24 protein-coding genes and 1 pseudogene are annotated in these 25578 nt (G+C 72.6%); 7 read left to right on the top strand and 18 right to left on the bottom strand.

What is annotated here, in order from left to right; genetic code table 11:
* The 16 genes and pseudogenes from ACWCPI_RS24265 to ACWCPI_RS24190 all read right to left on the bottom strand — a co-directional run bounded on the left by ACWCPI_RS24265 (position 1) and on the right by ACWCPI_RS24190 (position 15758).
* Positions 1–1062: an SDR family oxidoreductase gene (locus tag ACWCPI_RS24265; protein ID WP_451040085.1), complete on the bottom strand. Its 1062-nt coding sequence runs from the start codon at positions 1060–1062 to the stop codon at positions 1–3.
* An 853-nt stretch (positions 1063–1915) separates the two neighbouring features.
* The gene (locus ACWCPI_RS24260) at positions 1916–2899 is read right to left on the bottom strand and encodes an LLM class flavin-dependent oxidoreductase (protein WP_451040084.1); all 984 of its coding nucleotides are present in this window, start codon (positions 2897–2899) and stop codon (positions 1916–1918) included.
* 106 nt (positions 2900–3005) lie between these two features.
* Entirely contained in the window at positions 3006–3440 is a 435-nt protein-coding gene (locus tag ACWCPI_RS24255) for a PaaI family thioesterase (protein ID WP_451040083.1), read from the bottom strand.
* A gap of 173 nt (positions 3441–3613) precedes the next feature.
* A complete protein-coding gene (locus tag ACWCPI_RS24250) occupies positions 3614–4831 on the bottom strand; it encodes a beta-ketoacyl-[acyl-carrier-protein] synthase family protein (RefSeq protein ID WP_451040082.1) in 1218 nt (405 codons plus the stop codon).
* Complete coding sequence (locus ACWCPI_RS24245) at positions 4831–5061, bottom strand: acyl carrier protein (protein WP_388809089.1); 231 nt, start codon at positions 5059–5061, stop codon at positions 4831–4833. Before ACWCPI_RS24245 ends, ACWCPI_RS24250 begins: the two co-directional genes overlap by 1 nt.
* A gap of 103 nt (positions 5062–5164) precedes the next feature.
* Positions 5165–6202: a beta-ketoacyl-ACP synthase III gene (locus ACWCPI_RS24240; protein WP_451040081.1), complete on the bottom strand. Its 1038-nt coding sequence runs from the start codon at positions 6200–6202 to the stop codon at positions 5165–5167.
* Positions 6199–7185: a VlmB-like protein gene (locus ACWCPI_RS24235; RefSeq protein ID WP_451040080.1), complete on the bottom strand. Its 987-nt coding sequence runs from the start codon at positions 7183–7185 to the stop codon at positions 6199–6201. The genes ACWCPI_RS24240 and ACWCPI_RS24235 overlap by 4 nt, the downstream gene beginning before the upstream one ends.
* Entirely contained in the window at positions 7182–7727 is a 546-nt protein-coding gene (locus ACWCPI_RS24230) for a flavin reductase family protein (protein WP_451040079.1), read from the bottom strand. Before ACWCPI_RS24230 ends, ACWCPI_RS24235 begins: the two co-directional genes overlap by 4 nt.
* 5 nt (positions 7728–7732) lie before the next feature.
* Positions 7733–8281: a hypothetical protein gene (locus ACWCPI_RS24225; RefSeq protein WP_451040078.1), complete on the bottom strand. Its 549-nt coding sequence runs from the start codon at positions 8279–8281 to the stop codon at positions 7733–7735.
* Positions 8282–8344: 63 nt separating this feature from the next.
* Positions 8345–8827, bottom strand: coding sequence for an SRPBCC family protein (locus tag ACWCPI_RS24220; protein WP_451040077.1), 483 nt, complete (start codon positions 8825–8827; stop codon positions 8345–8347).
* The gene (locus tag ACWCPI_RS24215; RefSeq protein ID WP_451040076.1) at positions 8814–10109 is read right to left on the bottom strand and encodes an aspartate aminotransferase family protein; all 1296 of its coding nucleotides are present in this window, start codon (positions 10107–10109) and stop codon (positions 8814–8816) included. Before ACWCPI_RS24215 ends, ACWCPI_RS24220 begins: the two co-directional genes overlap by 14 nt.
* Before the next feature lie 53 nt (positions 10110–10162).
* Complete coding sequence (locus tag ACWCPI_RS24210; RefSeq protein WP_451040075.1) at positions 10163–11302, bottom strand: acyl-CoA dehydrogenase family protein; 1140 nt, start codon at positions 11300–11302, stop codon at positions 10163–10165.
* A 36-nt stretch (positions 11303–11338) separates the two neighbouring features.
* Complete coding sequence (locus ACWCPI_RS24205) at positions 11339–12973, bottom strand: aldehyde dehydrogenase family protein (RefSeq protein ID WP_451040074.1); 1635 nt, start codon at positions 12971–12973, stop codon at positions 11339–11341.
* Positions 12974–13032: 59 nt separating this feature from the next.
* Positions 13033–14505, bottom strand: coding sequence for an MmgE/PrpD family protein (locus tag ACWCPI_RS24200; RefSeq protein WP_451040073.1), 1473 nt, complete (start codon positions 14503–14505; stop codon positions 13033–13035).
* Positions 14489–15508: a diacylglycerol/lipid kinase family protein gene (locus ACWCPI_RS24195; RefSeq protein ID WP_451040072.1), complete on the bottom strand. Its 1020-nt coding sequence runs from the start codon at positions 15506–15508 to the stop codon at positions 14489–14491. Before ACWCPI_RS24195 ends, ACWCPI_RS24200 begins: the two co-directional genes overlap by 17 nt.
* 161 nt (positions 15509–15669) lie before the next feature.
* Positions 15670–15758 (bottom strand): annotated as a pseudogene (locus ACWCPI_RS24190).
* Between the two features lie 174 nt (positions 15759–15932).
* On the opposite strand from ACWCPI_RS24190, the gene ACWCPI_RS24185 reads away from it, so the two are divergent.
* Genes ACWCPI_RS24185 through ACWCPI_RS24175 form a run of 3 tightly spaced genes read left to right on the top strand, consistent with a single transcriptional unit; the run spans position 15933 to position 18191 of the window.
* Positions 15933–16928: a DUF2156 domain-containing protein gene (locus tag ACWCPI_RS24185; protein WP_451040071.1), complete on the top strand. Its 996-nt coding sequence runs from the start codon at positions 15933–15935 to the stop codon at positions 16926–16928.
* A gap of 10 nt (positions 16929–16938) precedes the next feature.
* Positions 16939–17127, top strand: a complete 189-nt coding sequence (locus ACWCPI_RS24180; protein WP_451040070.1) for a hypothetical protein — start codon at positions 16939–16941, stop codon at positions 17125–17127.
* A gap of 14 nt (positions 17128–17141) precedes the next feature.
* The gene (locus tag ACWCPI_RS24175; RefSeq protein WP_451040069.1) at positions 17142–18191 is read left to right on the top strand and encodes a fatty acid desaturase family protein; all 1050 of its coding nucleotides are present in this window, start codon (positions 17142–17144) and stop codon (positions 18189–18191) included.
* A 55-nt stretch (positions 18192–18246) separates the two neighbouring features.
* On the opposite strand, the gene ACWCPI_RS24170 is transcribed toward ACWCPI_RS24175, so the two are convergent.
* On the bottom strand, positions 18247–19758 hold the full coding sequence (locus ACWCPI_RS24170; protein ID WP_451040068.1) for an IucA/IucC family protein: 1512 nt from the start codon (positions 19756–19758) through the stop codon (positions 18247–18249).
* A gap of 93 nt (positions 19759–19851) precedes the next feature.
* On the opposite strand from ACWCPI_RS24170, the gene ACWCPI_RS24165 reads away from it, so the two are divergent.
* The 3 genes from ACWCPI_RS24165 to ACWCPI_RS24155 are packed head-to-tail and all read left to right on the top strand — an operon-like array spanning position 19852 to position 23481.
* The gene (locus ACWCPI_RS24165) at positions 19852–21366 is read left to right on the top strand and encodes an IucA/IucC family protein (protein WP_451040067.1); all 1515 of its coding nucleotides are present in this window, start codon (positions 19852–19854) and stop codon (positions 21364–21366) included.
* 43 nt (positions 21367–21409) lie between these two features.
* Positions 21410–22678 (top strand): VWA domain-containing protein, encoded by a 1269-nt coding sequence (locus ACWCPI_RS24160; protein ID WP_451040066.1) that lies wholly within the window; start codon positions 21410–21412, stop codon positions 22676–22678.
* Positions 22678–23481, top strand: coding sequence for a hypothetical protein (locus tag ACWCPI_RS24155; RefSeq protein ID WP_451040065.1), 804 nt, complete (start codon positions 22678–22680; stop codon positions 23479–23481). Before ACWCPI_RS24160 ends, ACWCPI_RS24155 begins: the two co-directional genes overlap by 1 nt.
* A gap of 86 nt (positions 23482–23567) precedes the next feature.
* Here ACWCPI_RS24155 and ACWCPI_RS24150 read toward each other — a convergent pair whose 3' ends face one another.
* Positions 23568–24206, bottom strand: a complete 639-nt coding sequence (locus ACWCPI_RS24150) for a winged helix-turn-helix transcriptional regulator (RefSeq protein WP_451040064.1) — start codon at positions 24204–24206, stop codon at positions 23568–23570.
* An 87-nt stretch (positions 24207–24293) separates the two neighbouring features.
* Here ACWCPI_RS24150 and ACWCPI_RS24145 point away from each other — a divergent pair, with 87 nt between their 5' ends.
* Positions 24294–25502, top strand: a complete 1209-nt coding sequence (locus tag ACWCPI_RS24145) for a pyridoxal phosphate-dependent aminotransferase (protein ID WP_451040063.1) — start codon at positions 24294–24296, stop codon at positions 25500–25502.
* Positions 25503–25578: the final 76 nt, after the last annotated feature.

Here is a 25578-nt window from a genome sequence, read left to right as displayed (position 1 = left end):
TCAGCGCACCCCTTCCGAGAGGCGGGCGGCGGTCGGGGCCAGGCCTTTGGCCCGGGCCAGGTGCACGATCGAGGTGCGCAGCGCGGCCCGTAGGCCGGGGACGGTCGGCGCGGTCGGACCGCCCAGGGTCGCGCCCAGGCTGGTGGGGAAGTCCGAAGCGCCGGAGAACAGGGAGGTCAGCGCGAGCACGGCCTCGAACTGACGGCGGTCGCCCGGGCGGAGATGCCCGAGGAAGACGGGTCGGATCAGACGCTCCACGGTGTCGGGGTCGACCAGGCGGGGCAACGCCACGGGGATGCCGAGGTCTTCGGCGGTGTCCGTGAGGACGTGCAGGGCGTCCTCGACGGTCAGGGCCCGGTCTCCCGCCGTGATCCACATCTCGCCCCCACACCGTCCGGCGCGTATCAGTGCGGCGATCGCCGACGCCGCCACGTCCTGCGGGACGAAGTCCACGAGTGACCCTCGCGCCAGTGGCAGCATCGGCACCAGACCGCGCAGCAGGCCGTGCAGCATGGCGTGCAGGCCCTGGAAGGCGGCGATGGCGCCGGTGACGCTGTCACCGATCAGGACCGAAGGACGCACGATCGTCGCGGCCGCCCCCGAAGCCCGCACCTCGTTCTCCGCCGCCCGTTTGGAGTGCAGGTAGTGCGCCGGATGGGCGGTCCTCGCCCGCGGCGGACCGGTGCGGGGCCGGGCGAGGCCGGTGCGGGCGACGAATGCCGTGGACACGTGGTACAGCGCGGCGCCGGTCTCGGCCGCCAGCCGGGCGACCCGGCGGGTCCCCGCCACGTTCAGCGCGAAAGCGCGGTCGGGTCCGGTGGCGAAGCCGGTGGCCGCCGCGCAGTGCACGACCGCGTCCACCCGCGCGGCCAGCCGCCGGCGGGCGGCTCGGCCGAGCCCGAGGCCGGGCGCGGTCAGATCGCAGGCCATCTGCTCGTCCGCGGCGGGGACGGGCCTGCCGTGGGTCAGGGCGATGACATGGCAGTCGGCCAGCTCGGGCAGCAGCGCACTGCCCAGGACGCCGGAGGCCCCGGTGAGTACAACCGTGGGGGACTTGGACATGAGCGAACACCTCGCGGGCGATGGGGGGACCAGGGCTCGGAAGGAAGGGCCGGGGCACAGGGGACGGGGGGGGAAGGGGGAAGGGGGCAGGGGGCAGGGGGCAGGGGGCAGGGACGGAACAGGGGGCTGGGGTAGGGGTAGGGAGTCGGGTCGGCCGCCGTGGTGACGGGCCGGGACACGGGGGGGGCGGGCGGCCACGGTCCGCGGGGCGTGCCGACGGGACCGGGCGGCGGGGTCAGGGGTGGCCGCGGCCGGCGGCCGGGGCGACGCGGTGGTCGGGTCGGCCACCCGCCCCGCCCTCAAGGCATGCGCAGCGGCGCGCCGTCCGTGAAGCGGCCGCCCGGTGAAGCGGCCACGGCGTCCCGGGCGGTCGGGGGGGAAGGCCGGGGCCGGGGCGCGGCAGGCCGCGTACCGGTGGGTGATCTCACCGGAACCCACGAACGTCATGTCTCCCGACGCCTCCACGCAGCGCGGCCGGATGCGGTCGAGCGCCGCGGAGGACAGCGGCAGGCCCTGCCGGGCGACGGCCGCCGCAGCCTCCACTCCGTGCCCGGACCGGCCGCGGCCGTCTCGGTGAGCGATGCGGCCGAAAAGCGGTGCATGGTTCTCGCCGCGGCGAGAGTGACGGAGCGTGCTCCCTGGTGGGCTGCACCCGCACCGCCGTGAACAGGGCGGCACCGCGTCCGCCGTGCGGGGCGGGCACCGCGACTGCCCTCGGCCTGCGGCCTCGCCGGGACCTGCGTGGCCGACCGCCCGTCCGGACCGGGCAGCGGTTCCTCCGGTACGGCACGCTCGCGCTGCGGGAACCTCACACCTCACTCCCTTCCCCGGCCCCGGCCCCGTCCCGTGGTGGTCAGCCCAGCTCGCGCACGGCCGGTACGACGGCCTCGGCGATCTCCTTGAGCTGTGCCTCGGGCTGGAGGGAACCGACGCGGATGATCAGGTGCCGGGCACCGGCCCGCACGTATCCGGCGAGCCACTGGGCGCACTCCTCGGCGCTGCCCCAGCAGTACGCCTGGATCGCGGACATCTGGTCGAGCGAGCGTCCGTAGTAGTGGCTGATGTAGTGCTCCAGTTCGGCGCGGGCCCGGGCCCGGTCGGGGTCGACGGTGAGGGTGGCGTACAGGGCGGGGGTGACGGCGTCCGCCGGGCGGCCGGCCGCGTCGCGTGCCCGCTGGATGCCGTCCCAGGCACGGCCGTAGGCCTCGGCGGACGGGACGAAGGGCATCCAGCCGTCGTAGTGGCGGGCCACCCGTTCCACCACGCGGGGGGTGTCGCTGCCGGCGAGCCACAGGGGCGGCCCGCCGGGCCGGTGGGGCGGGGGCAGCCGGTCCAGGCCCTCGGCCTGCCAGTACCGGCCGTTGAAGTCGGCCCGGCCGGTGCCGTCGTGCCGCTGCCACGCCGTGCGCCACAGGGCGGTGATCTCGTCCAGCCGTCCCGCGCGGCCGGAGAAGCTCGCGCCCACCGTGTGGAACTCCTCCTCGGTCTCCGGTACGGGGAAGCCCGAGCCGAGGCCGAGGATCAGACGGGATCCGCACACGTGGTCGAGGCTGGCGAGCATGTTGGCGCCGATCACCGGGTGGCGCAGGGCGGGTGTGAGCGCGGCGGTGCCCAGGGTGATCCGCGTGGTGACCGCGCCGGCCGCGGCCAGGACCACGAGGGGGTCCAGGCGCGGCCGGGCGGTCAGGGAGTCACCCGTCCACAGCGAGTCGAAGCCGAGGGATTCGGCTTGGCGGGCGAAGTCCAGCAGCGGGGAGGCGGCGACGTTCTCGGAGATGGCCTGCTCCCTGGTGGGGAGCAGGATTCCGATGCGCAGCGGGTGCCGTGGCAGGGCCATGTCTGCTTCCGTTCCGGTTCGGGAGTCGTACGTGTGCGTGTGCCGTACGGTGGCTGCCCGGCTGGAAAGGAGCGCGCGAGCGCCCGCGGCCGTCCCGCGAGCGGGGTCAGTTCGTGGCGCGGTCCTTCGCAGCGAGCACGATCTGGGTCTGGGTGGTCTGCCCCACGAGCCGGTCCTTGTCGTCCCGCAGGTCGGTCTGCACGACGACGAGGGTGCCGCCGACGTGCAAGGGGCGGGCTGTGGCCTGGACCCGTCCGGAGGCCACCGCGCGCATGAAGTTGGTCTTGGACTCCACCGTGGACGTCGCGGCACCCGGCGGGAGGTTGAGGTAGGCGCAGACGGCACCGACGGAGTCGGCCAGCGTCATCAGGGCGCCGCCGTGCAGGATGCCGCCGGCGGTGCAGGCATCCGGGGTCCAGGACAGGCTGCCCACCGCCCGGTCGGGGGTGGCCTCGTGGAGTTCGATGCCCGCGTGTGCCGCGAAGGGCATGGCCGCCAGGAGGTCGGCGGGGCTGGGGGCTGCCGTCTCGGAAGGGGGCATGGAGTGCTGCCTTTCGGGTCCGGGGAAGCGGTCTGGGGCACGCGGGAGTGATCGTCCGGCGGGCCGACCGTGCCAGTGTGGCAGCCCACGTCGAGGGCGCCGCCGCGACGGACGAGAACGCGCCACCGCCTCGCCGCGGGCCCTGCCGCGACCCGCCGGGCCCCGAGGCGTGGTCACGCCCGGGCGATGGCCAGGACCGCATTCTGTCCTCCGAAGCCGCAGGAGTTGTTGAGCGCCAGATCGAGGACGCCCGCCTTGGGCGACCGTGCCACCTCGATGTCCGCACGCGGGTCGAGCCGGTGCAGGTTGGCCGTGGGCGGCACCAGCCCGTGCTCCACGGACAGCACGGTGAACGCGGCCTCCACCGCTCCCGCGGCGCCCATCAGATGCCCCGTCACCCCCTTGGTGGAGGTGACCAGCGGGCCGTGCGGCAGGCTCTGCCGGATCACCCGGGCCTCCGCCAGGTCGTTGAGCGGTGTGGAGGTGCCGTGCGCGTTGACGTGCCGTACGTCGCCGGGGGCGGCCCCGGCGTCGTCGAGGGCCGCGCGTACGGCCAGGGTCAGCCCGGTGCCGTCCGGATCGGGCGAGGTGATGTGGTGGCCGTCCGCGCTGGCGCCGTAGCCCACGATCCGGGCGCGGACCCGTGCGCCGCGGGCCCGTGCGTCAGCGGTCCGCTCCAGTACCAGCAGGCCCGCCCCCTCCGCGGCGACGAAGCCGTCGCGGTCGGCGTCGAACGGGCGTGAGGCGCCCGCGGGGTCGTCGTGGCGTCGGGACAGCGCCCTCATCCTGGCGAACCCGGCCATGATCAGCGGCGTGACGAGGGCCTCGCAGCCCCCGGTGAGCACGATGTCGCAGCGGTCCAGGGCCAGCAGGTCCCGGGCGGTCCCGATGGCGCTCGCCCCCGAGGCGCACGCCGTGGCGACCACCAGGTTGGGGCCGCGGGCGGCGAACTCGATGGCCACCTGTCCCGCGACCATGTTGGGCAGTTCCATGGGCAGCAGCAGCGGCGAGACCTGGTCCGGCCCCTCCTCCCGCAGCACCCGGTGCTGTTCCTCCACCGTGCCCGAGCCTCCGCCGGCCGAGCCGAGCACGACGCCGACCCGGGCACCGTCCCAGGTGGCGGGGTCGAGTCCGGCGTCGGCGACCGCCTCACGCGCGGCCACCAGGGCGAACTGCACGAAGCGGTCCAGGCGGTGCGCGCGCCTGGCCCCGAGCAGCCGGTCGGCGTCGAAGTCGGGGACCCGGCAGGAGATACGCGCCGGATGGTCCCGCAGGGCGGGGTCCGGTGCCCCGGCGGACCTGCCCTCGCAGATCCTCTCCCAGGCGGCCGTCACACCGATGCCGGCCGGGGTCACGAGGCCGAGACCGGTGACCGCGATGTCGGAGCCCATCAGACCGCCGCGCTCCGTTCCTCCAGCAGCCTGACCATGGCGCCGACCGTCGGGATCTCCATCAGCTCGTCGTCGCTGATCCGCAGGTCGAGTTCCTTCTCCAGCACCAGGGACAGCTCGACCACCGCGAGCGAGTCCAGTTCGATGTCCTCGCGTGTCGCGTCGGGCGTGATGTGCTCCGGATCCACCTTGAGCTTGCTGACCAGGATTTCCTTCAGCTGTTCGAACATGGCGGACATGGTGTGCTCCTCTCGTTCGGATGGTGTGGCGCTCGCGGCGACCCGGTGGTGTGGCGCTCGCGCCGACGCCGGGTGCCGGGGCTGCCGGAACCGGTCAGCCCGCGGTGACATCGGGCCAGGTCAATGTGGTGGCGCCCCAGGTCAGCCCACCGCCGAAGGCGGTGAGCAGGACGCGGTGGCCGGCCGTGAGCCGTCCTGCTTCCACGGCCTCGGACAGCAGCAACGGGATCGACGCGGCGCCGGTGTTGCCGACCTGCGCGACGTTGCACAGCAGCCGTTGCTCGGGCAGGTCGAGCCGGTCGGCGACGGCGGCGATGATGCGGGCGTTCGCCTGGTGCGCCGCCAACCGGTCGACGTCGGCGAAGGTCCAGCCCGCGCCGTGGACCGCCTGCCGCGAGGCGGACGTCATCCGTTCGACCGCGTGCCGGTAGGTGTCGCGGCCCCGCATCCGCAGGTAGGTGTCCCGCGGCCGGGCCGATCCCCGGGCCGAGCGCTGGCGTGAGCCGCCCGCCGGGACCTCGATGAGATCGCTCGCCGTTCCGTCGCTGCCCAGCACGAACGAACCGACCGCACCGGGTTCGCCGGCGGTGCCCGCGCGCAGCAGCACCGCGCCCGCCCCGTCCCCGAAGATGATCGCGGTGTGACGGTCGTCGGGGTCGACGAGGCTGGTGAACGCCTCGGCGGCGACGAGCAGCACGCTGTCCGCGACGCCCCCGACGACGAGGGAGGCGGCTGTGGCCAGGCCGTACAGGAACCCGGTGCACACCGCCGACACGTCGAACGCGGCCGCTTCCGCGCAGCCCAGCCGCGCGGCGACCTGGGGCGCGGTCGCCGGGCAGGGCTGGTCCGGCGTGGTGGTGGCCAGGACCACCGCGTCCGCCTGGGAGGCGCCGGCGGACTTCAGGGCCCGTTGCCCGGCCTCCACCGCGAGGTCCGAGGTCGCGGTGCCCGGTGTGATCCGGTGCCGGGTCACGATGCCGGTGCGGGTGCGGATCCATTCGTCCGACGTCTCCAGACGGGCGGTCAGCTCGTCGTTGGTCACCACGTCGGGCGGCACATAGGACCCGATGCCGGCGATCACCGCGGCCCGCCGGGCGCTTTCGGGGGCGGGCGGGGGGTCGAGGGCGCTCACGCTCCGGCCTCTCCGGCGCCGGAGAGGACCTCCAGGGGCAGCCCCATGTAGGCCATGCGGGCCTCGGCGAGTTCGTCGGTCCACGCCTCGGCCATCTCGTAGCGCTGCTCGGGCGTGGTGTCCAGCATCCGCACGCCGGGCCACAGTTCGTAGTCGCCGATGAGGTCGGCGTGCTGGAGCATGCCCTCCTGGAACAGCTCCTCCCGGGGAATGACGAACTCGCGGTCGGGGACCTCGTCCCAGAGCCGGACACCGGCCCGGAGGATCTCCAGCAGCCGGGGCCGGTACTCCGGGTGCGCGGCGACGTGGTCGCGCAGGATGGTGCTGGCGACCGTCAGATGGCGGATCTCGTCGATGGCGGTGCCGCGGGATATCTCTCCGGTGGCCGGGGACAGCGGTGTCCACTTGCGCTCGCTGAGTTCGGCGGCCGGGGCGAGCACACCCTCGATGACGATGGCGAAGACCGCCACTCCCCCGGCGAAGTCCCGCTGCTCGCGCACGATGTCGTTCGCGAAGTCCTCCACGGGTTTGAGGACCCGGCGGCGGTAGTCGGCCGCCATCTCGTCGATGTCCCGCACGAGGGTGTCGGCCGGCTGTCCCAGCTCCACGAGGTGCTCGCGGAAGACCCGGGCGTGCCTGGCCTCGTCGATCAGTTGCGTGGCGTAGAACTCCATCTCGGGGATGCCGGGGGCGATGGTGACGTACTGTCCCAGCAGCCGGGTGGCCAGTTCCTCGGACAGGGCACGCAGGCCGAACTCCTGGATGAGCGCCTCGCGCAGCGGTCCGGGTTCGGTGAGGAGGGCCGGTACGGCCGCGTCCCGGTGGTGTCCGGTCCTGCCGCGGTCCTTCAGCGTTCCCTGTGCCACCTCGGTGATCCAGTAGGCGAGATCGCACTCGCGGGGCCCGAGGGTGAGTTCCTTCGCTCCCTCCAGCAGTCCGGGAGCGCGGTCCCAGTCGGCCTCCGTGGCCACGGAATCGGTCATGTCGCGATGTTCTCCTTCCTGTTCCTCGTGGGGGTGCCGCGGGTCGCGGCCGCCGGGGGGATCGCGCCCGCGAACATGTCCCCGGCGTACGACAGGAGCGGGACGCCCCGGTGGACGGCGGCGCGGGTGACGTGGCCGAGGAGCACGTCGTGGTCGCCCACCCGGGGCACCGCGAACACCCGGCAGCTGTAGTGCGCGAGGGCCCCGGCCAGCAGGGGGGCGTCGGCATAGGAGTCCGTGCTCCACGGGACGCCGGTGAACTGCTCGTCCCCGTCCGGCCGGGCTGGGTCGGCGAACCTGCGGGCCAGTCCGGTCTGGGACGCGTCCAGCACGTTGACCACGAACCTTCCCTCGGCGGCCGCGAGTCGGGCGAAGGTCGATCCGGTGCGCAGGCAGACGCCGAGCAGCGGGGGCATCTGGGAGACCGCGGTGACACTGCTGGCCGTGGTGCCGTGCGGATCCCCTTGATGACGGACCGTCAGGACAGAGACGGCGGAGGCCAGATGGCGCAAGGGACGCGACTGCCGTCGACGCCTGGCCATGGTGCTCACCGGACCGCCTCCGGCTGCTCCGGCAGCCCCGGCCCGAGCCCGGGTACGGCGGGCACATGGCCGACCGGCACGGGGTCGAAGGTGTGCCCGAGCGGCTTGGGGTGGGCCACCCCGAGGTCGTCCAGGAGCCGGAGGTAGCCCGGCTGCCGCACCGGCTCGAAGGGCAGGGCGTAGGGCTTGTAGAAGTTCCCGAACAGCCCGCGGTCGCCGAAGAGATGGAACGGCAGCGCCAGCAGGGCCCATTCCGGTTCCACCAGCCAGCACCACAGCGCGGCGACGGCTGCCTGGGTGATCAGGCTGTGCATGACGTTGTAGAGGGTGTAGTAGGTCTTCGCTATGGGCCGGCCCTTGGCGCGTCGGAACGCGATCGCCCCCGGGATGTAGCCGATGAGGTCGATGTAGAGGAACAGCCCGATGGCGGGCAGCCAGCGGATGTCGTCGAAGTGCGCGACGATCAGCCCGGTGGTGACGGCGAGGCCGACCAGGTACTCGGCGCGGTGCAGGGTGAAGGTCCTGGGGGTGTCGAAGGGGTTGGCCTGATCCATCGGTTCGGCTCCTCGGGCGGGGGCATGCGGTGGCGCGTGGGGGGTGGGGTGCTCATACGGCGCTCATACGGCGTCGCCTCGGACGGGCGCCAGATCGGCTTCACCGAGGATCTCGGCGCGCTGGAACAGCCCGGTCAGGGCCCAGGCGACGCTCTCCTTCAACACGCGTTCAGCGATCGGGTCGAGGATTCCCTCCATGCTCGGAATGCCGAAGTCGAACTCGGCCCGGAAAAGGACCTCGACGTCGTCGCCGGTCTGGCGCAGCTCCCAGTCGCCGCAGAAGCTGTCGAAGTCGCCGTGCGTCTGGGTGAAACGGATGCGCAGCTGGTCCCTGCGGAACTCCTCCTGTTCCGACCAGGTGAGCAGCCCGCTGCGGAAGTGCAGCTCCCAGCTGGAGGAGCACACCGGCGCGGGCGGGGCCGCGTGCACCTGAGTGGCGTTCACGTGCGGCGCGAGCTCCGGGTATCTCTCCCAGGCGCCGATGCGGTCGAGGGCGGCCAGGGCGTCCTCACCGTGCAGGACGGCCCGCAGTTCAACGCAGCGCATGGGAGGCTCCTTCCGGCATCCTTGCCGAGCGGCGGACGAGGTCGCGGGTGGCCCGTTCGAAGGCGTCGAGGAGGTAGGAGACGTCGGCGGGGGTCAGCGTGGCCGGCGGGGTGAACCGCACGACCGCGTTGCCGTTCATCGAGTGGTTGGCGACCACTCCGTTGTTGAACAGCTCGATCAGCAGCTCCCCTGCCAGTCCCGCCTCGGTCAGCTCCACCCCGATGAGCAGCCCGCGTCCGCGGACGTCGGCGACCATCCCCGGCAGGTTGCGGTGGGCGATCTCGGAGAGCCTGGGCAGCAGCTGCGCGCCGAGGTCCATGGCCCGGGTGACCAGGCGCTCCTCCTTCACGGCTCGGATGGCGCCCTGGACGGCGGCCATCAGTACCGGCTGCCCGGAGAACGTGGCGGTGTGGACGAAGGGGTCCTTGTCGAAGGGGCTGAACGCCCGGCGGGTGGCGACCGCCGCGGAGACCGGCAGCACACCGCCGCCGAGTGCCTTGCCGGCCAGCAGTACGTCGGGCTGGATGCCCTCGATGTCCGCGCCCCACCATTCCCCGAGGCGGCCGAACCCGCTCTGGACCTCGTCCAGGACGAGGAAGCCGTCGTAGGTGCGGGTGAGTTCCTCGACCTGCTTGAGGTAGCCGGCGGGCGGGATGACCACGCCTCCCTCGCCCTGGACGGGTTCGACGATGACGCACACCTCGCCGGGATGGGCGGCGAGTTCGGCGCGCAGCGCGTCGGCGTCGCCGTAGGGCAGTTGGGTGAAGCCCGGCACCAGCGGGCGGAACGGCCGCTGGTAGACCTCCTTGGCGGTGGCGGACAGGGCGCCGAGCGTCTTGCCGTGGTAGCCGCCCGAGAAGGAGACGGTGCGCCGGTAGCCATTCGCCCGGGCCAGTTTGAGTCCCGTCTCCACCGCCTCGGCGCCCGACAGGGCGAAGTGCACCCGGTCCAGTCCCGGTGGGAGGACCGAGACCAGTTCCTCGGCGGCCCTGGCCACCGTCGGTTCGAGCAGGATGCGGGTGGCGGTGGGATGGGTGTGCAGCTGACGCGTCACGTGTTCGAGGACGAGCGGGTGGCGGGCCCCCATGATGAAGACGCCGTAGCCTCCGGCGTTGAGGAACCGCTCGCCGTCGCTCGTGGTCAGCCACGCTCCGCAGGACTCCACCTCCATATGGCTGCCCAGCAGTTCCGCGAGGGTGGCTCTGCCTTTGCTGAGATGGGCCCGGTAGAGAGCGAGGATCTCCTTCTCCACGTCGCCTCGGGCATCCTGGCGCACGCTCACGGCTGTCTCCTCCAGGTCGGCGCGGTTCTGGTCCGGTGCGGGTGTCGGGGACGTCAGGCGAGTTCGAGGGGGCCGCCCGCGAAGTAGCCGAGGAGCGGCTCCGCGGTGGCCCGCCGGGCCGGGGGGTGGAAGGCGAGGGGGCGTACCGAGGCTGCGATGTGCGCGGCGTCGAAGGAGCGGATGAAGTGCATGCCGCCGAGCAGTTCCAGGGCTTGCTGCGTGACCCGCACTAGGGTCTCCTGGGCGGAGTAGCGGGCCACCAGGACGGCCGCCACGGTCGCCTCGCCGGGCTCCTCGTCGCGTGCCGCCCGGGCCGCTCCCTCCAGCAGCCCGAAGGCCGCCTCGCATTCGACGACGAGGGTCGCGCGCTCCTCGGCGGATCCGGCGCCGTGCTCCAGGACCTGCCCCACCAGGGCGCCGGCCGCCCCGGCGTACCCGGCGCAGATCAGCAGCTCGAACCAGACGAATCCGGCCGTCTGCAGGTCGTCCAGCCGATGCGGGTCGTCCGCGGCGGTGCGCACCACCAGGTCCTCGGGCACGAAGACGTCCGCCATCCGGACCTCGTCGCTCTCGGCGCCCGCCAGGACCCCGCTGCCCCAGAAGGGGTGCACCGACAGTCCCGGGGACGAGGCGGGGACGAGGGCCACCGCCAGTTCGGGTGTCCCGTCCGTGCCCGGCACCGCGACGCTCGCGGTGAGCAGGTCCATGGAGCGCGACAGGCTGCACGGCTTCTTCACGCCCGAGAGCAGGTAGCCGCCCTCGACCGGGCGCGCGGTGACCGACGGGGTGAGCACGTTCGCCCGGGTCCTGCCCTCGGCCCAGCCGGAGGCCATCAGCTGCTGCTGGGGGACCACGTCGCGCAGCAGGTTCAGCTGGGCCTCGGTGAGGCGTCCGGGTTCGGCGGCCAGGGCGTACAGCATCGCCGCGGTGAAGTGGTGCATCGTGACGGCGGCCGCCAGCGAGGGCGAGAGCGAGCCGATCGCCCGCTGCACCCGGATCGCGGTGAGCGGATCGGCGCCCTGACCGCCGTACTCGGCGGGGACGAGCAGACCGACGCCGCCGCAGGCTCGGAAGAGTTCGATCACCGGGCTGCCGGGCTGCTCGCGCTCGGCGTACGGCACGTCCTGAAGGGCCTTGACCAGCCCGGGGTGGTGGCGTTCGCAGACGGTGCGCGCGAAGTCCAGGGTACGCATCGGGAACCTCCGTTCGGCTCTCGCCGTGAGGGGATGTCAGGTGCCGAAGACGGCGCGGTGCGGGCTGACGCCGCCGGCGATGCTCACACCCTGCAGATGCGAGGTGCGCAGCATCGGGTAGTTGGCCTCGCCGAAGGCGCCGCCGGTCAGGCCGGTGCCGCCGTGGCTGGGCAGGCAGGGGACGAACCCGATGTGGGAGTCGTTGACCTTCAGCAGACCGCCGTTGCCCACCCGCCCCACGAACTCGTCGATCACCCGGTCGGAGCGGGCCCACAGGGAGTTGCGCAGGCCGTAGGGGTTGGCGTTGACGAAGTCGATGAAGCTGTCGAGCAGTTGTGCGTCGGGCGCGGGCTCGGGCACGACGACGGGGATGAGCGGGAAGAAGGTCTCCTCCCGGACCAGGTCGTAGGAGCGGGCGTCGGCCAGTCCGTCGATGCGCACCACCGTGGGCTGGAGGAAGACGCCGGTGTCCGAGGGGGTGCCGTCCAGTTCCGTGCGCCGGCCGCCGGTGACGAGCCGCGCCCCCTTGTCGAGCGCTTGCCGCAGCAGGGCGAAGAAGCGTTCGCTGCGCCGCACCGGGGACAGCAGGACGTCCTCGTCCTCGGGGTAGCCCGGGCGGATGGAGGCGGTCTGCTCCTTGACGCGGGAGAGCAGTGCGTCGGCCACGCGCGGGTGGACCAGGACGCAGTTGGGCACCATGCAGATCTGACCGGAGCCGTAGAACGCCTCCGTGACGGCTTCCGCCGCCCAGTCGAGGTCGGCGTCGGACCAGACCACGATCGCGTCGTTGCCGGCCAGTTCCAGGATGGGCTTCTTGCCGTGGGCCACGCAGTCCCGCTCGAAGCGCAGGCCCTCCTCGCTGCCGCCGATGTAGAAGATGTCGTCGACGAGCGGGCTGCGCACCCAGCGGTCCAGCGTCTGCTTGGGGTTGCCGCACACCACGTTGAGCGTGCCCGGCGGGGCCCCGGCCTCGTCGAGCAGCGGGGCCACGATCTCCCGCAGCAGCCACATGGTGCTCAGTGCGATGCTGCGGGGTGCGCGGACCACGACGGCGTTGCCCGCCATGAGGACGAGCACCGCGAGTGCCGCGCTGGACATCGGTGCGTTCTGCGGAGGGTTGAACGCCACGACGCCGTCCGGACGGCGGCGTACGACCAGTCGCCGCTCCCCCAGCCGGATCTCGGTGTGCATCTGCCGTCGGCACCAGTCGAGGCTCTCCTCGCTGAAGATCTGCAGCAGGCCGCTCAGCTCCCAGCGGGCCAGCTTCATCGGGTGCGACTCGACGACGAGCATCTCCAGGAAGGTGTCCCGCTGCCGCATCAGCTCCTCGCGGAACCGGTGGCCGAGCCGCATGCGCCGGTCCAGCGGTACGGAGGCCCAGCCGGGGGCGGCGGACGCGCCGGCTTCGGTGGCCAGGTCGATCTGGGCCTCCCCGGCGACGGCGCACCGGCCCACGACGTACGGATGGTGCGCGGCCTCGGATTCCGGGTCGCGTTCCAACGACCGCTTGAGGCTGATGCTGGTGAAGACGTCCTCCAGGAGGGAGCGTCCGCTGACGGTGTAGACCCAGCCCTCGCCGTCGATGTCCTTGCCGGCGACGAGGAGCGGATAGCTGAGCAGCGGTCGTGCGCGTGGGGGGTGGGCGGGTGCCGTGGCTGGGGTGGGGTCCACCGTGGGGCTTCCTCCCTGCTGTGGGGCGGGTGTCGTGGGGTCGGGCTCGGCGGGGCCGTTCATCGCAGCGCCGCCCCGAGCCACTCGCGCAATCGGTCGGGCGTCATGCCTGCGACTTCACCGGCCGCCGCGGCCACGTCCTTGTCGCCTCCGTGGGCGATGAACTTCTCCCGGGTCAGCTCGGCGTGGTGGGCGCGGGTGTGCGGGCCGGCGGCGCCGAGCGGGATCAGTCGTTGCGCGGTGCGGACGCGGCCGTCGGCCAGCCGTACCGTCACCCGTGCGCCCGTGGCCTTGGTGGCGGCGCTGAAGTCGGGGGCCCGGTGCCCGGCGGCGGCTTCGGCCGCGACCGCGGCCAGCCGGGGCCCGGCGAAGTCACGCAGCCACGGCACGGCCGCCTCTCCGGCGTGCCGCACCGCTTCCCCGAACGGCGCCTCCGAGGCGAACAGGGCCCGGGTGAACGCCTCGTCGTGCACGAGCCGTACCCGCTGCGCCACCTGCCAGCGGGCACGCTCCGCCACCCGGGGCCCGGTGAGGTCGGCGACCGTCAGGCCGCCGGTGAGCAGGGCGGTGGCCACCGGGTACGGGGTGTGCAGCACGAGGGCGCCCAGCGGGGCGTCCGGGCCGGTGACATAGCGCTCGGCCTTGCGCGCGGCCAGCAACGTGTAGAGCGAGGTCTCCACGACGACCTCGGCGATGTCGTCCGGTCGGGGGGAGCCGAGTTCGTGGTGGAGGTCGGCCGCGCAGTCGACGGCGGCGTCGATGCCGGGCCCGCCGGGATGCATCTTGAAGGAGAGCGTCTCGGTGTGCCAGCGGGTGCCGAGTGCGGCGTTCACCGCGGTGGGCAGCGCAACGGCCGCGAAGTGGGCCAGGAATCCGTCGGGGTGCTCCATGACGTCGGCGGGCCCGCTGAGGCCGGCTCGGGCGGCGTCGCAGGCGTCCATCGCCGTGCGCACCGGCGTGAGGGAGTTGAGCAGCCTTCCGTCGCTCGCCAGGAAGGCGCGCATCAGCGGCCGGTTCGGCATCGAGAAGGCCATGCTCAGGGCGGCGGTCCACAGGGAGCGGCCGGCGCCCTCGCAGTGCAGTCTGCCTGCCGCCGCACCGGCCAGGTGGGTGTGCACGGCGCTGTGCCCGCGCAGGGGACCGAGGGTGGCGGCGGCGGTGATCCGGGCGGCGCACTCGTTGGCCGCCACCACGGCCGTCAGCAGTGCCTCACCGGAGAGTCCCAGCGCGTACGCGAAGGCGACGGGTACGGCCGCGGTCGAGTTGGACAGGTGTCCGGCATAGGCGGTGTCGTCGAGGTTCAGCCAGGATCCGAGTCCGGCGAGCACACAGGCCGAGTTCCGCGGGTCCGGCTGGAAGGGCGGTCCGAAGGCGTCGGTCATCCGGCGGCCGAGCGGATGGGCCGCGCCCGCGCGGATGGAGGCGAGCTGGGACAGCAGCTGGCTGCCGGCCAGGGCCCGCACCCGCTCGGGAACGTCCTCGGCGCGCAGCCCCGCCGCCCAGTCGCACAGGTCCTCAAGAACGGTCGGCACGAACCCTCCAGGGGCCGTCGTCCGCCTCGGGCGCGGACCAGGCGGGCAGCGCGTGCGGGAGGACCTCCAGCGTCATGCGGTCCCAGCGTTCCGGTTGGAGTTCGCCGTCGTGCTCGAACACCAGCGGCCGGCCGTCGAGGCGCTCCACGGTGACGCGCCGGCCGCGGCCGTAGTGGACACCCGGGTGGCCGAGGTGCGCTCCGTCACGGGTCAGCTCGGGCACGTTCGCGGGGGCCACCTCGTCGCCGATGACGCAGACGTCCAGCAGGCCGTCGTCGAGCTCGGACCGCGGGAGCAGCAGGTACTGTCCGCCGCGGTGGCGGCCCCCGCCCACGTTGGCGAGCACCGTGCCGCCCTCGTGCAGAACGGTTCCGTCCACGCTCACGCGGCCGGGGTACGGGACGAAGGACCGCGCGGTCTCGCGGTACGCCCGCCGGTATCGGGCGTGGCCGGTCAGCGGCAGGGTCCGCGCGGTCGCCAGGGCCTGCGCGACCAGGCCGGAGCAGGCGCCGAGCAGCACGAGCGCACCGGTCTGCGCCAGCCGGGCGAGGTCCAGGCGGCGCCTCATGGCGCGGTCCTCGCCGCCGGTGAGGACGGCCGACAGCGCCTCCTGCCAGGGGCGCCGGCCCCACAGGGCGCGATACCCCGAGTTGCCGGTGCCGAACGGGGCGACGAACAGGGCCGCCGACGGTGCGCGTCCTGCCCCGGTCAGGCCTTCGACGACCTCGCGCACGGTGCCGTCGCCGCCGACGGCGACGACCAGATCGACGGCGGGGCTGCCGCCGGAGCCGTACAGGGCGTCACGTACGACCTCGGTGGCCTCGCCCCGGTCGCCCGTCAGCCGCAGTTCGACCGCGGCCAGTCGCTCTCGGCACAGCTCGGTGAGCTCCGTCAGTCGGGCGTCCTGGAAGGTGCCGGCGGTCGGGTTCGCGACGATGAGGGCACCGCGTGGCGGCCGGGCTCCGGACGTCGGCGCGGTCTTGGTCGGACTGTGGGTGGTCATGCCGTCCTCGCACTCAGCGGAAATGAGCAAGTGAAATCCGTCGGGACCTGCAGGAATTGATTCCAGACCATAAAAGATGCCGGCCCCCGCGGATTTCGACCGAGACTCGGGACGTCATTCCGCTGTAATTTGTCAGGACTCTGGTCCATGGCACGGCACGGCGGAGAGGGCAGGATTTGAACCTGCGTGGGCGTACACCCAACCATGAGCTGCGCTCAGGTTCCCGATAAGCCACTCCGGGCACCTCTCCTCGCTCCCGGCCCGGTCCCCCGAGCCGTTCACGGAAATGACTCTACAGACCCTCCCTGATACACCCCTGACGCATGACTGACGTTTCATCAAACCCTTTTGAAGCCCTTTCGTTCGGAGCTGCACCGGTGTTTTACTCATGGCGTCGCCGTCTCTCCGACAAGGGAGCGTGCATATGTCTGCACCCGCTGCCGACCATCCCGTTCTGAGCGCGGTCCGCACGCATTCGCTCGCGGAGAATCCGAGTTCCTTCCTGGCACTCAACGCAGGGAACGACGTCTTCGCCGCCCCGGACGCCGAGGGTGTGATCGTCTATCGGCGCACCGGCCGCCATGTGGTCCAGTTCGGCGGGCCGTTCGCGAGTCCGGACTCCTACGGCCCGCTGCTGCAGCGGTTCGTCGAACACGTCAGAGACCGTGGCCTTCGGCTGGTCGGCGTGCAGTTGCAGCGCGCGGACGCGGAGCGCTACGCCGCAGCCGGCTTCACCGTCAACCAGATCGGGGCGTCGTGGGCGGTCGGACTTGCCGACTTCACCCTGCGCGGCACCCGTTTCATGCAGCTGCGCAACAAGATCTCCCGCGCCCTGCGCAGCGGCCTGCAGGTCAAGGAAGTGACCGCCGAGGACCGGTACGACGCGCTGGCACGGATCGACGGGGCGTGGCTGGGATCCAAAGGGGAGCACGCCCGCCCGCTCCAATTCCTGGTGGGCGAGGTCGGTGGCGAGTTCCAGCAACACCGGCGCCTGTTCCTCGGCACCATCGACGGCTCGCCGGTCGCCTACATCTCGTACTCCCCCGTCTACGGCAGTCGGGCCGGCTGGATGCACGATCTGAGCCGACGCGTTCCGGACGGCTCACCGGGGCTCATGGAGGCCATCAATGCCCATGCCATCGAGCAGTTCCGGTCCGAGGGCGTCCAGTGGCTCCACTTCGGATTCACGCCCTTCACAGGGCTGGACTCCCGGCACGAACTCCCCGGACACAGCCCATCCTTCCAGTGGCTGATGCACTGTCTGTGGGCGCAGGGCGAGCAGCTGTATCCGGCGCGGTCCCAACTGGCCTACAAGCAGAAATGGGCTCCGGACCTGGCGATCCCCGAATACATCGCCTTCGACGGTCAGGCGTCCCTCGCCTCCTTCGCCCATGTCTTCCGTGCCTGCAACGCCTTTTGAGGAGACCTTCATGAACGAGGAAAGCACAGCGGATCAGGGCATGGGCGACCTCGACGCGATGAGGCTGTCGCTGGTCGACTACCTGATGCGGATCATCCAGGCACCCGACGACGCAGGGCTCGCTCGGCAGGCGGACACCGCCCTGCGCGACCTGGACGCCCTTGCGGACGTGACGGCCCCGGCGTCGCACACCAGGTGAGGAGAGCAGCACAGATGTCTCAACAGTCCATGGGAGCGTCGGCCACCTTCACCGAACTGCTGAAGCGGGTGAAGGACGAAGGGCTGCTGGACCTCGATCCGCGCTACTACGCCGGCAGACTGGCACTGAACACCGCGCTCCTGGTCGGCGGCCTGGTGGCCTTCTTCCTGATCGGCGACTCCTGGTGGCAGTTGCTCGTGGCGCTGTGGATGGGCCTGTGCGGCGGCCAGAGCGGATTCATGTGGCACGACGCCGGGCACAAGGCCATGTTCCGCAACAAGAAGGCCGCCTCGGCGGTGGGCTACCTCCACGCCAACCTCGTCAACGGGGTGAGCTACGGGTGGTGGGTCAACCACCACAACAAGCACCACAGCAATCCCAACCACCTGAGCCTCGACCCCGACATCGGCCGCCGGACGGCGATCTTCCATGTGAAGCAGTACGCCACCCGCCGGGGCGTGCAGCGTTTCATCGTGCGGCACCAGGCGGTGCTCTTCTTCGTGCTGCTGGTGCTGGAAGCCTTCAAGATGCAGAAGACGGCGGTGCGCTCGATCGCGGCGGGAAACAGCAAGCGGCCGGTGCTGGAGGCGGGGCTGATCCTCGCCCGTGCGGCCGTCTATCTGACCTGCGTCTTCATGGTGCTGTCGCCGCTGCTCGCGGTCTGCTTCATCCTGGTGCAGCAGATGTCGATGGGCGTGTACATCGGCCTGCTCTTCGCACCGAACCACAAGGGCATGGAGGTTCGTGACGGCGAGGCGGAGAGCCTGGACTGGCTGGAGCGCCAGGTGCTGACCTCCCGGAACATACGCCCTTCCTGGTACGTCGACTTCCTCTACGGCGGGCTCAACTACCAGGTGGAGCACCATCTGTTCCCGGCGATGCCGCAGAAGAACCTGCCCCGTGCCAGGGAGTTGACCCGCGCGTACTGCGCGGAGCGCGGACTGCCGTACCACGAGGTCGGGTTCTGGGCCTCCTACCGGGAGGTGGCCTCGTACCTGCGCGAGGTCAGCGAGCCGATCCGCCAGGGCCGGCTGGACCGGGCGGGGCACCCGACGGGCGCCTGAGCCGGCGGGCAGGGGCGGCCGCCGGGTTCCGGCGCGGCGCCGGACCGCGGTGGGCTCAGGGGCGGGCCAGGGGGTTCGGCAGCGGCCGGTAGCGGGCGTCCGCCCCGTCGGCGTTCGTCCAGCGCAGGAGCAGGTTCGTCTTGCCGGGGAGGGTCGCGGCCGTGAGCAGCCCGGCGATCTCGGGCAGGTCGTGGCGGGCCAGTTCGCGGCGTACGGCGGCCCAGACGTCCACCGTCGGGTGGCGTTCGGCGAGGGCTCCGGCCATCTCCACGAGGTGGTTGACGACCAGGCAGTACACCAGCCGTTCCCAGCCGGCCGCCCGCTCCACGTCGGTCAGCAGCTTCACGCCCTCGGCGTCCCGGAACAGGGCCTGCACCGGCATACCCTGGGCGTCCACGGCGACCAGGGTGTTCTGCAGGTGTGCCTCGACGACGACGCCGTGCTCGGCGAAGGCCGCGAGGGCGGGCGGCACGACCTGGGCCAGGTACGCCTCCCACCACAGCGCCGGGTCCGCGGCGCCGTCGAGCGGGCTCCCCTCGAAGCCCTCGACCAGCCCGGCGGCGAGCAGCGGGGTCGCGCCCGGCAGCAGGTGGCCGCGCAGCCCGTCCCGGACCAGGACCGCGAGTTCCTCGAAGGCGAAGTCGGCGGTGCGATAGCCGCGGTCGCTCAGCCAGGCCGCGCGGCCGGCGGCGAAGGCCGCGGTGGCCGCCGTGTCGGTGCGGCGCACTTTCAGCAGGTCGTGGCGCCACAGCCGGCGGATGTCGTTCGTGATCCGCACATCGAGGCTGAACTTCAGGAACAGATCGCGCTCGGGGGCGTACAGCGTGCGGATCGCCGCCGTCGGCCAGGTGCCGAACCCGGTCGTGCCGAGCCGGATCAGCCGTCCGTCGGCGAAGGCCGGCGCGAGGTCCACGAGGCCGAGCTGCCAGGGGTGGGCGGGCAGCAGCCGGTAGCCGGGCGGGGCCTCGCCGAGGGTGTCCAGGGCGGCGGTGTCGCCCTCCTCGACGACCGCGTCCGCGCGCACGCCGAGCAGTGTCAGCGGGAAACGGGCGTGCGCCTCGGGGGCGTACGGAAGCCAGGAGGCGACCGGTCCGCCGCCGCGCGCCTTGGGGGCCGGGTGGTAGGGGTGGCCGGTGAGCAGGGACTGCTCGGAGCGCTGGTACGGGTCGTCCGGGGGCGTGGCACGCGCGCGTGCCGTGAGCAGCGCCGCCACCGCGTCCCGGCTGTCGATCATCTCCGCGGGCAGTTCGTGGTTGGAGACACCGGTGTACCGGCGCAGCTCGTCGGCGACGAGTTTGATCAGATCCGTGTGGCCGACGCGCTGCCACGCACCGGCCACCCGCACCTCCGGCTCGGCCGGCCGCCGCTCCCCGAGGACCCGGAGCAGACGGCCGGAGCCCGGCAGCCGGTAGACCCGCCGACCGTCCGTGCCCGGCTGGGGCTCGGCCACCTCACGCAGGAAGCAGTTGAGCAGGGGCGCGACGGCGTGGGCGTCGGCACGGGCCGCGACGTCCTGGTCCGGGTCGGCACAGGCGACGGAAGGGGGGTTGAGGTGCACGCGATCCACTCGTTCTCTACTGTCCGTATCTACGGGAGGGCGATCAGTATGTCTGTCGTCGGCACCTGCCCGACGCCCTACTCGTACCCGAGGAGTTCGCCCTTGCACCGTCACCCCAGCGCCGAGGCCGAGGTCGCCGCCGAACTGGCCGACATCCGCCCCGACCTCGCGTCCCGGTACGCGGCCGAGCTCCCCGGGGCCCGGGCGGCCGTGCTGACCCGTCTGTGGCGTGCCCTCGCACACGAGCCGCTGCCCTGGATCGCCGGGCGTGCGCCGGGCCGGGAGGGTCTCACCCTGCGTCTGGCCGACGGCCGCCGGCTGCACGGCCCGCACGCCGACCCGTACGCCACCGCCGCGTACGTCGGGGCGGTCCGGCTCGACGAGGTGTCGTACGACGATCCGGCCGGGCTGCTGACCGACCTCGCCGTACCGCACGGCACGTCCTTCGCGGCCGAACTCGGTCACAGTGCGGCCTCGCTGGCGCTGGCCCGGGCGGGGCAGGACGCTCACCGGGCGCAGTGGCCGCTGATCGACTGGGCGTGGGAGCAGCGCGTGGTCGACGGGCATCCCTTCCACCCGGGCTGCCGCTCCCGGCCCGGCTTCTCGGTCGCCGAGCAGCTGGCGTACGGGCCCGAGCACCGGCCGGTGGTCACGCTGGGAACGGTGCCGGTGCGGGCGGACGAGTGCCTGGTGACGGGTCGGTGGCCCAGTGAGCTGCGGGACGGGGAGCGGCTGCTGGTCCCGGTGCATCCCTGGCAGGCCGAGCATGTGCTCAAGCGCCCGAAAGACTCCTACGGCGGCACGGTCGCCGCACACCCGCTGATGTCCCTGCGGACGCTGGCCCTCACCGAGGGGCCGCATGTCAAGACCGCGCTGAGCGCACGGCTGACGTCCTCGGTGCGGGACATCTCGGTGTACTCCGTCGGCCTGTCCGCCACGTTGTCGGAGTTCGCCCAGACACTGGCGGCCCGCATGGACGGGCTGCTGCACGTCACCCGCACGCTGGGGGCCGCCACGGCCCACTCCCCCGACCTGGCGGCGGTGCTGCGGGAGTCGCCGCAGGCGTACGCGGGCCCGGGGGAGCGAGTCGTGCCGGTGGCCGCGCTCGCCACCACCGAGCTGCCCGCATCCGCCGGCTGGCTGGCCGAGTTCACGCGTCTCGCCCTCACCGTGGGGCTGCGGCTGCTGGAGCTGGGGGTCGCGCTGGAGGCGCACGGCCAGAACCTGCTCGTGGTGCTGTCCGCGAGCGGCGCGCCGGTGCGTCTGGTCTACCGGGACCTCGCCGACATCCGTATCAGCCCGGCACGGCTGGCCCGGCACGGCATCGCGGCGCCGGAGCTGACCGGCCGGATCCTCACGGACGATGTGACGGTCCTGCGCCGCAAGCTGTTCGGCTCCCTGGTGGCCGGGGCGCTGGCGGGTACGGCCGGTTCGGGGGCGGCGCTGCGCGGGGCGCTGGAGTCGGTCGTACGGGATCTGCCGGGCACTCCCGATCGAGCGGCTCTGTTCGGTGAGCCGCTGCCCACGAAGGCGTTGACGCTGATGCGGCTGTCGCCGGGCACACCCGGGGACCAGTGGGCGGAGCTGCCCAATCCGCTGCTGACCGAGGTGTTCTGACCTCGTTTTGAAGCCAGCCGCCTCTGATCAATAAGATCCGCCGATGATCAGAACACTACGGCCGGCGGCCCGGGTCTTCGCCCTGCTCGCCGCGCTCACGGCCGGGATGGTCTTCCCGGCCGGAGCGATGGCCGACGAGACCACCGCCACCGCCCCGAAGGTCGATCTCGTGATCGACGTCAGCGGTTCGATGCGGGCGAAGGACATCGACGGCCGGTCGCGGATGGCCGCGGCGAAGCAGGCGTTCAACGAGGTGCTGGACGCCACGCCCGAGGAGGTCCAGCTCGGCATCCGCACGCTGGGCGCCGACTACCCGGGCGACGACCGCAGGACGGGCTGCAAGGACACCGCTCAGCTGTACCCGGTCGGACCGCTGGACCGCACCGAGGCCAAGGCGGCGGTGGCCACCCTCACGCCCACCGGCTGGACGCCGATCGGCCCGGCCCTGCTGAAGGCGGCCGAGGACCTGGACGGCGGCGAGGGCTCCAAGCGCATCGTGCTGATCAGCGACGGCGAGGACACCTGCGCCCCGCTCGACCCGTGCGAGGTGGCCCGGGAGATAGCCGCCAAGGGCATCGGCCTGACCATCGACACGCTCGGCCTGGTCCCGAACACCAAGCTGCGGCAGCAGCTGAGCTGTATCGCCGAGGCGACGGGCGGCACCTTCACCTCCGTCGAGCACACCGACGAACTAGCTGACAAGGTCAACCAGTTGGTGGACCGGGCGGCCGATCCGGTGGCCGTTCCGCAGGCCGTGGAGGGCACCGGCACCTGCGAGAAGGCGCCGGTGCTGAAGTCCGGTCTGTACACCGACCGCGCGGAGTTCGGGCAGCAGCGCTGGTACCGCGTGAACGTTCCGGACGGCCACGAACTGCGCGCCTCGGTGAGCGTCGCGGCCGACCGCGCGGTCGACCCGTCGTACGGGCTGCTGCTGCGGGCGGTGACCGAGCGCGGGCGGGAGATCGTGCGCGGTGAGGCGGCGGGCAACGGCCGCACCGACGTGATCTCCACGGGGCTGCGCCACCCGAGGGCCGACCTGGAGGACGGGGACGGCGCGCTGCCGCCCGAGCCCGTGTGCCTCCAGGTCACCCACTCCTTCTCACCCGCGGCCGGCGTGCAGAGCACTCCCGGCCTGCCCCTGGAAGTGACCATCGACGTCGTGCCGGGACCGGACGGATCGAGCGACGTGGCCTCCTTCGGCCTCGGGCGCGGCTGGTGGCTGCTGGGCGCGCTGATCCTCACCGGCTTCCTGACCGGTCTTGTCTGGGGCTGGCTGTCGCGCTGGCGGATCGCGGTCTGGAGGACCAACTGATGCGGATCACCCGAGTGCTGAGCGCGTCCCTGCTGACGCTGGGGCTGGCGGCGGGCCCCGCGGCGGCCGACTCCTCGCCGTCACCGAGCGCGTCGCAGGACGGCGGCGCGCCGACCGAGGCGGGCACCTCGTTCCGTACGGCGACCGAGATCGAGCAGGAGCAGACGGCCACGGCGAGCGCGTCCACGGGTGACTACCTGTACTGGTCGTTCCCCGCCGACGCCGGACAGCGTCCCACCGTGAAGGCGACGGTGAAGCTGCCGGACACCCACGCCGCCGAGACCTGGCAGATCGACGTGTACGACGGCCTGCGGCGCCGCCAGGCCTGCCAGTACGGGGCGCAGACGCGCACCGCCGGGGCCGACGCGTCCTCCGTGGCGCTGACCTGCGTCCTGCGTACCGTCCGTGCCTGGTCGGAACCGTGGGCCGCTGATCCGCTGCCGGGCACGTACTACATCCGGCTGACGGTGGTGAACCTGCCGGCCTCCGACCGGGGGCTGCCGGTCGGTGCCGAGGTCCGGGTCGGCTCCGCGGACGTCGGCGGTGCGGCGGCGGTGGACGGGGCGCTGGCGCATCCGCTGGTGCCGGGGGCCGGGGCCATCTCCGAGGGCGACGAGGAGGAGTCGACCGAGCAGGCCCTGCCGGCGAGTCTCGAACCCAGCGGTGGGTGGGGGTCCGGCTGGTGGTCCGACCGATGGGTGTGGACGGGGATCGGCGGGGTGCTGGCCGCGCTCGCCGGAGTCGGCGGGTACGCCCTGACGCGGGGCTCGGGGCGGCCCGCGCGGGTCCCGCCGGGAGCCTGACGGCTCGTCGGAGCGACAGCGATTCCCGCCGTACCACCCGTACGGCGGGCATCGCCCCGCCCCGCTTCACACAGCGACGCGGCCCGTCAGCTCTCCCGCAACGCCTTGGCCAACGCCCCGTCCCCCGTCACCTCGACCCGCCCGTCCCGCACGGCGTCCACGACCCCCCACTCCCCCCGCGCGAGCGCCTCGCACGTCTTCGAGTCCAGCACCAGCCGCACGTCGGGTTCCTCCGGAGCGGGGCCGTCCCCGTAGACCGGCCCGTCCTCGGCGCCGAGGTGCAGGTGGAAATCGCCCTCCTCCAGCCGGACTTCGACCAGGCCCGCCCCCGCGTACGCGTCCCGCAGCGACCGCAGCAGGGGCAGCGCGAACCAGTGTGCGCGCACGGCGTCGGTGGGGCGCCGTGCGCCGAGTTCGGCCTGCCCCCACTCCCCCAGCGCCTGGAGCACCGGCAGCAACTGCCTTCCTCGCGGGGTGAGTTCGTAGACGTGGGCGGCCCCGGGCGGCGGCAGCCGGCGCCGGGTGCCGAGGCCGTCGCGCTCCATGTCCTTCAGCCGGGAGGCGAGTACGTCCGTGCTGACGCCCGGCAGGTCGGCGTGCAGGTCGGTGTAGCGCCGCGGACCGGCCAGCAGCTCCCGGACGATCAGCAGGGTCCAGCGGTCGCCGACCAGGTCGAGCGCGCGGGCGGCGGAACAGTACTGGTCGTAGCTTCGGCGAGGTGGCATGCGACGCAGTGTAGACAAGTTGTTGGACTTTCCAAGCTCGAACTTGGTAAAACCAAGCAACACACGAAACCGGAGGGGCGAGCGCGCATGGAGTTCCGGCAGTCGAGCAAGCTGAGCGAGGTCTGTTACGAGATCCGCGGTCCCGTGATCGAGCACGCGAACGCACTGGAGGAGGCGGGCCACAGCGTGCTGCGCCTGAACACGGGCAACCCCGCGCTGTTCGGCTTCGAGGCGCCGGAGGAGATCCTCCAGGACATGATCCGGATGCTGCCCCGGGCGCACGGCTACACCGACTCACGCGGCGTTCTCTCCGCCCGCCGGGCCGTGGCCCAGCGGTACCAGACGCTGGGACTGGAGGTCGACGTCGACGACGTCTTCCTCGGCAACGGCGTGTCCGAGCTGGTCTCCATGGCCGTCCAGGCACTGGTCGAGGACGGCGACGAAGTCCTCATCCCCGCCCCGGACTTCCCGCTGTGGACGGCGGTGACCACCCTCGCCGGCGGCAAGGCCGTGCACTACCTCTGCGACGAGCAGGCCGAGTGGTACCCGGACCTGGACGACATGGCGTCGAAGATCACGGACCGGACCAGGGCCGTGGTCATCATCAACCCGAACAACCCCACCGGCGCGGTCTACCCCCGGGAGATCGTCGAGGGCATCCTCGACCTGGCCCGCCGTCACGGCCTGATGGTGTTCGCCGACGAGATCTACGACCAGATCCTCTACGACGACGCCGTGCACCACTCGGCCGCCTCCCTCGCCCCCGACCTGGTCGTCCTGACCTTCTGCGGCCTGTCGAAGACGTACCGGGTGGCGGGCTTCCGCTCCGGCTGGCTGGTCGTCACCGGCCCGAAGCAGCACGCCAAGGACTACCTGGAGGGCCTGACGATGCTGGCCTCCATGCGGCTGTGCGCCAACGCTCCCGCGCAGTACGCCATCCAGGCCGCCCTCGGCGGCCGCCAGTCCATCGCCGACCTCACCGCGCCGGGCGGCAGGCTGCACGAACAGCGCGACGTGGCCTGGGAGAAGCTCAACGAGATCCCCGGCGTGTCGTGCGTGAAACCGAAGGGCGCGCTGTACGCGTTCCCGCGTCTGGACCCCAAGGTGCACCGGATCCACGACGACGAGAAGTTCGTCCTGGACCTGCTGCTGCGGGAGAAGATCCAGGTGGTGCAGGGCACGGGCTTCAACTGGCCGGCCCCCGACCACTTCCGGATCCTGACCCTGCCGTACGCGGACGACCTGGAGGCGGCCATCGGGCGGATCGGACGGTTCCTCAGCGGGTACCGGCAGTAGGCCCGGGCCGGTCGGGCCGGGCTCTCGATGTTCGCTGATTCGGGATCACGCAGAACGGGGATGCCGTAGAGTGCGG

The sequence above is a fragment of the Streptomyces sp. NPDC001920 genome, assembly GCF_053594495.1.
Note: the sequence above shows the minus strand (reverse complement) of the source record. Positions and strands in the feature narration are given on the sequence as shown.

Coding starts and splice junctions, on each gene's coding strand:
- ACWCPI_RS24265 (WP_451040085.1), bottom strand. CDS start 1,062: ATGTCCAAGTCCCCCACGGTTGTACTCACCGGGGCCTCCGGCGTCCTG.
- ACWCPI_RS24260 (WP_451040084.1), bottom strand. CDS start 2,899: ATGGCCCTGCCACGGCACCCGCTGCGCATCGGAATCCTGCTCCCCACC.
- ACWCPI_RS24255 (WP_451040083.1), bottom strand. CDS start 3,440: ATGCCCCCTTCCGAGACGGCAGCCCCCAGCCCCGCCGACCTCCTGGCG.
- ACWCPI_RS24250 (WP_451040082.1), bottom strand. CDS start 4,831: ATGGGCTCCGACATCGCGGTCACCGGTCTCGGCCTCGTGACCCCGGCC.
- ACWCPI_RS24245 (WP_388809089.1), bottom strand. CDS start 5,061: ATGTTCGAACAGCTGAAGGAAATCCTGGTCAGCAAGCTCAAGGTGGAT.
- ACWCPI_RS24235 (WP_451040080.1), bottom strand. CDS start 7,185: ATGACCGATTCCGTGGCCACGGAGGCCGACTGGGACCGCGCTCCCGGA.
- ACWCPI_RS24230 (WP_451040079.1), bottom strand. CDS start 7,727: ATGGCCAGGCGTCGACGGCAGTCGCGTCCCTTGCGCCATCTGGCCTCC.
- ACWCPI_RS24225 (WP_451040078.1), bottom strand. CDS start 8,281: ATGGATCAGGCCAACCCCTTCGACACCCCCAGGACCTTCACCCTGCAC.
- ACWCPI_RS24220 (WP_451040077.1), bottom strand. CDS start 8,827: ATGCGCTGCGTTGAACTGCGGGCCGTCCTGCACGGTGAGGACGCCCTG.
- ACWCPI_RS24210 (WP_451040075.1), bottom strand. CDS start 11,302: ATGCGTACCCTGGACTTCGCGCGCACCGTCTGCGAACGCCACCACCCC.
- ACWCPI_RS24195 (WP_451040072.1), bottom strand. CDS start 15,508: ATGACCACCCACAGTCCGACCAAGACCGCGCCGACGTCCGGAGCCCGG.
- ACWCPI_RS24185 (WP_451040071.1), top strand. CDS start 15,933: ATGTCTGCACCCGCTGCCGACCATCCCGTTCTGAGCGCGGTCCGCACG.
- ACWCPI_RS24180 (WP_451040070.1), top strand. CDS start 16,939: ATGAACGAGGAAAGCACAGCGGATCAGGGCATGGGCGACCTCGACGCG.
- ACWCPI_RS24175 (WP_451040069.1), top strand. CDS start 17,142: ATGTCTCAACAGTCCATGGGAGCGTCGGCCACCTTCACCGAACTGCTG.
- ACWCPI_RS24160 (WP_451040066.1), top strand. CDS start 21,410: ATGATCAGAACACTACGGCCGGCGGCCCGGGTCTTCGCCCTGCTCGCC.
- ACWCPI_RS24155 (WP_451040065.1), top strand. CDS start 22,678: ATGCGGATCACCCGAGTGCTGAGCGCGTCCCTGCTGACGCTGGGGCTG.
- ACWCPI_RS24150 (WP_451040064.1), bottom strand. CDS start 24,206: ATGCCACCTCGCCGAAGCTACGACCAGTACTGTTCCGCCGCCCGCGCG.
- ACWCPI_RS24145 (WP_451040063.1), top strand. CDS start 24,294: ATGGAGTTCCGGCAGTCGAGCAAGCTGAGCGAGGTCTGTTACGAGATC.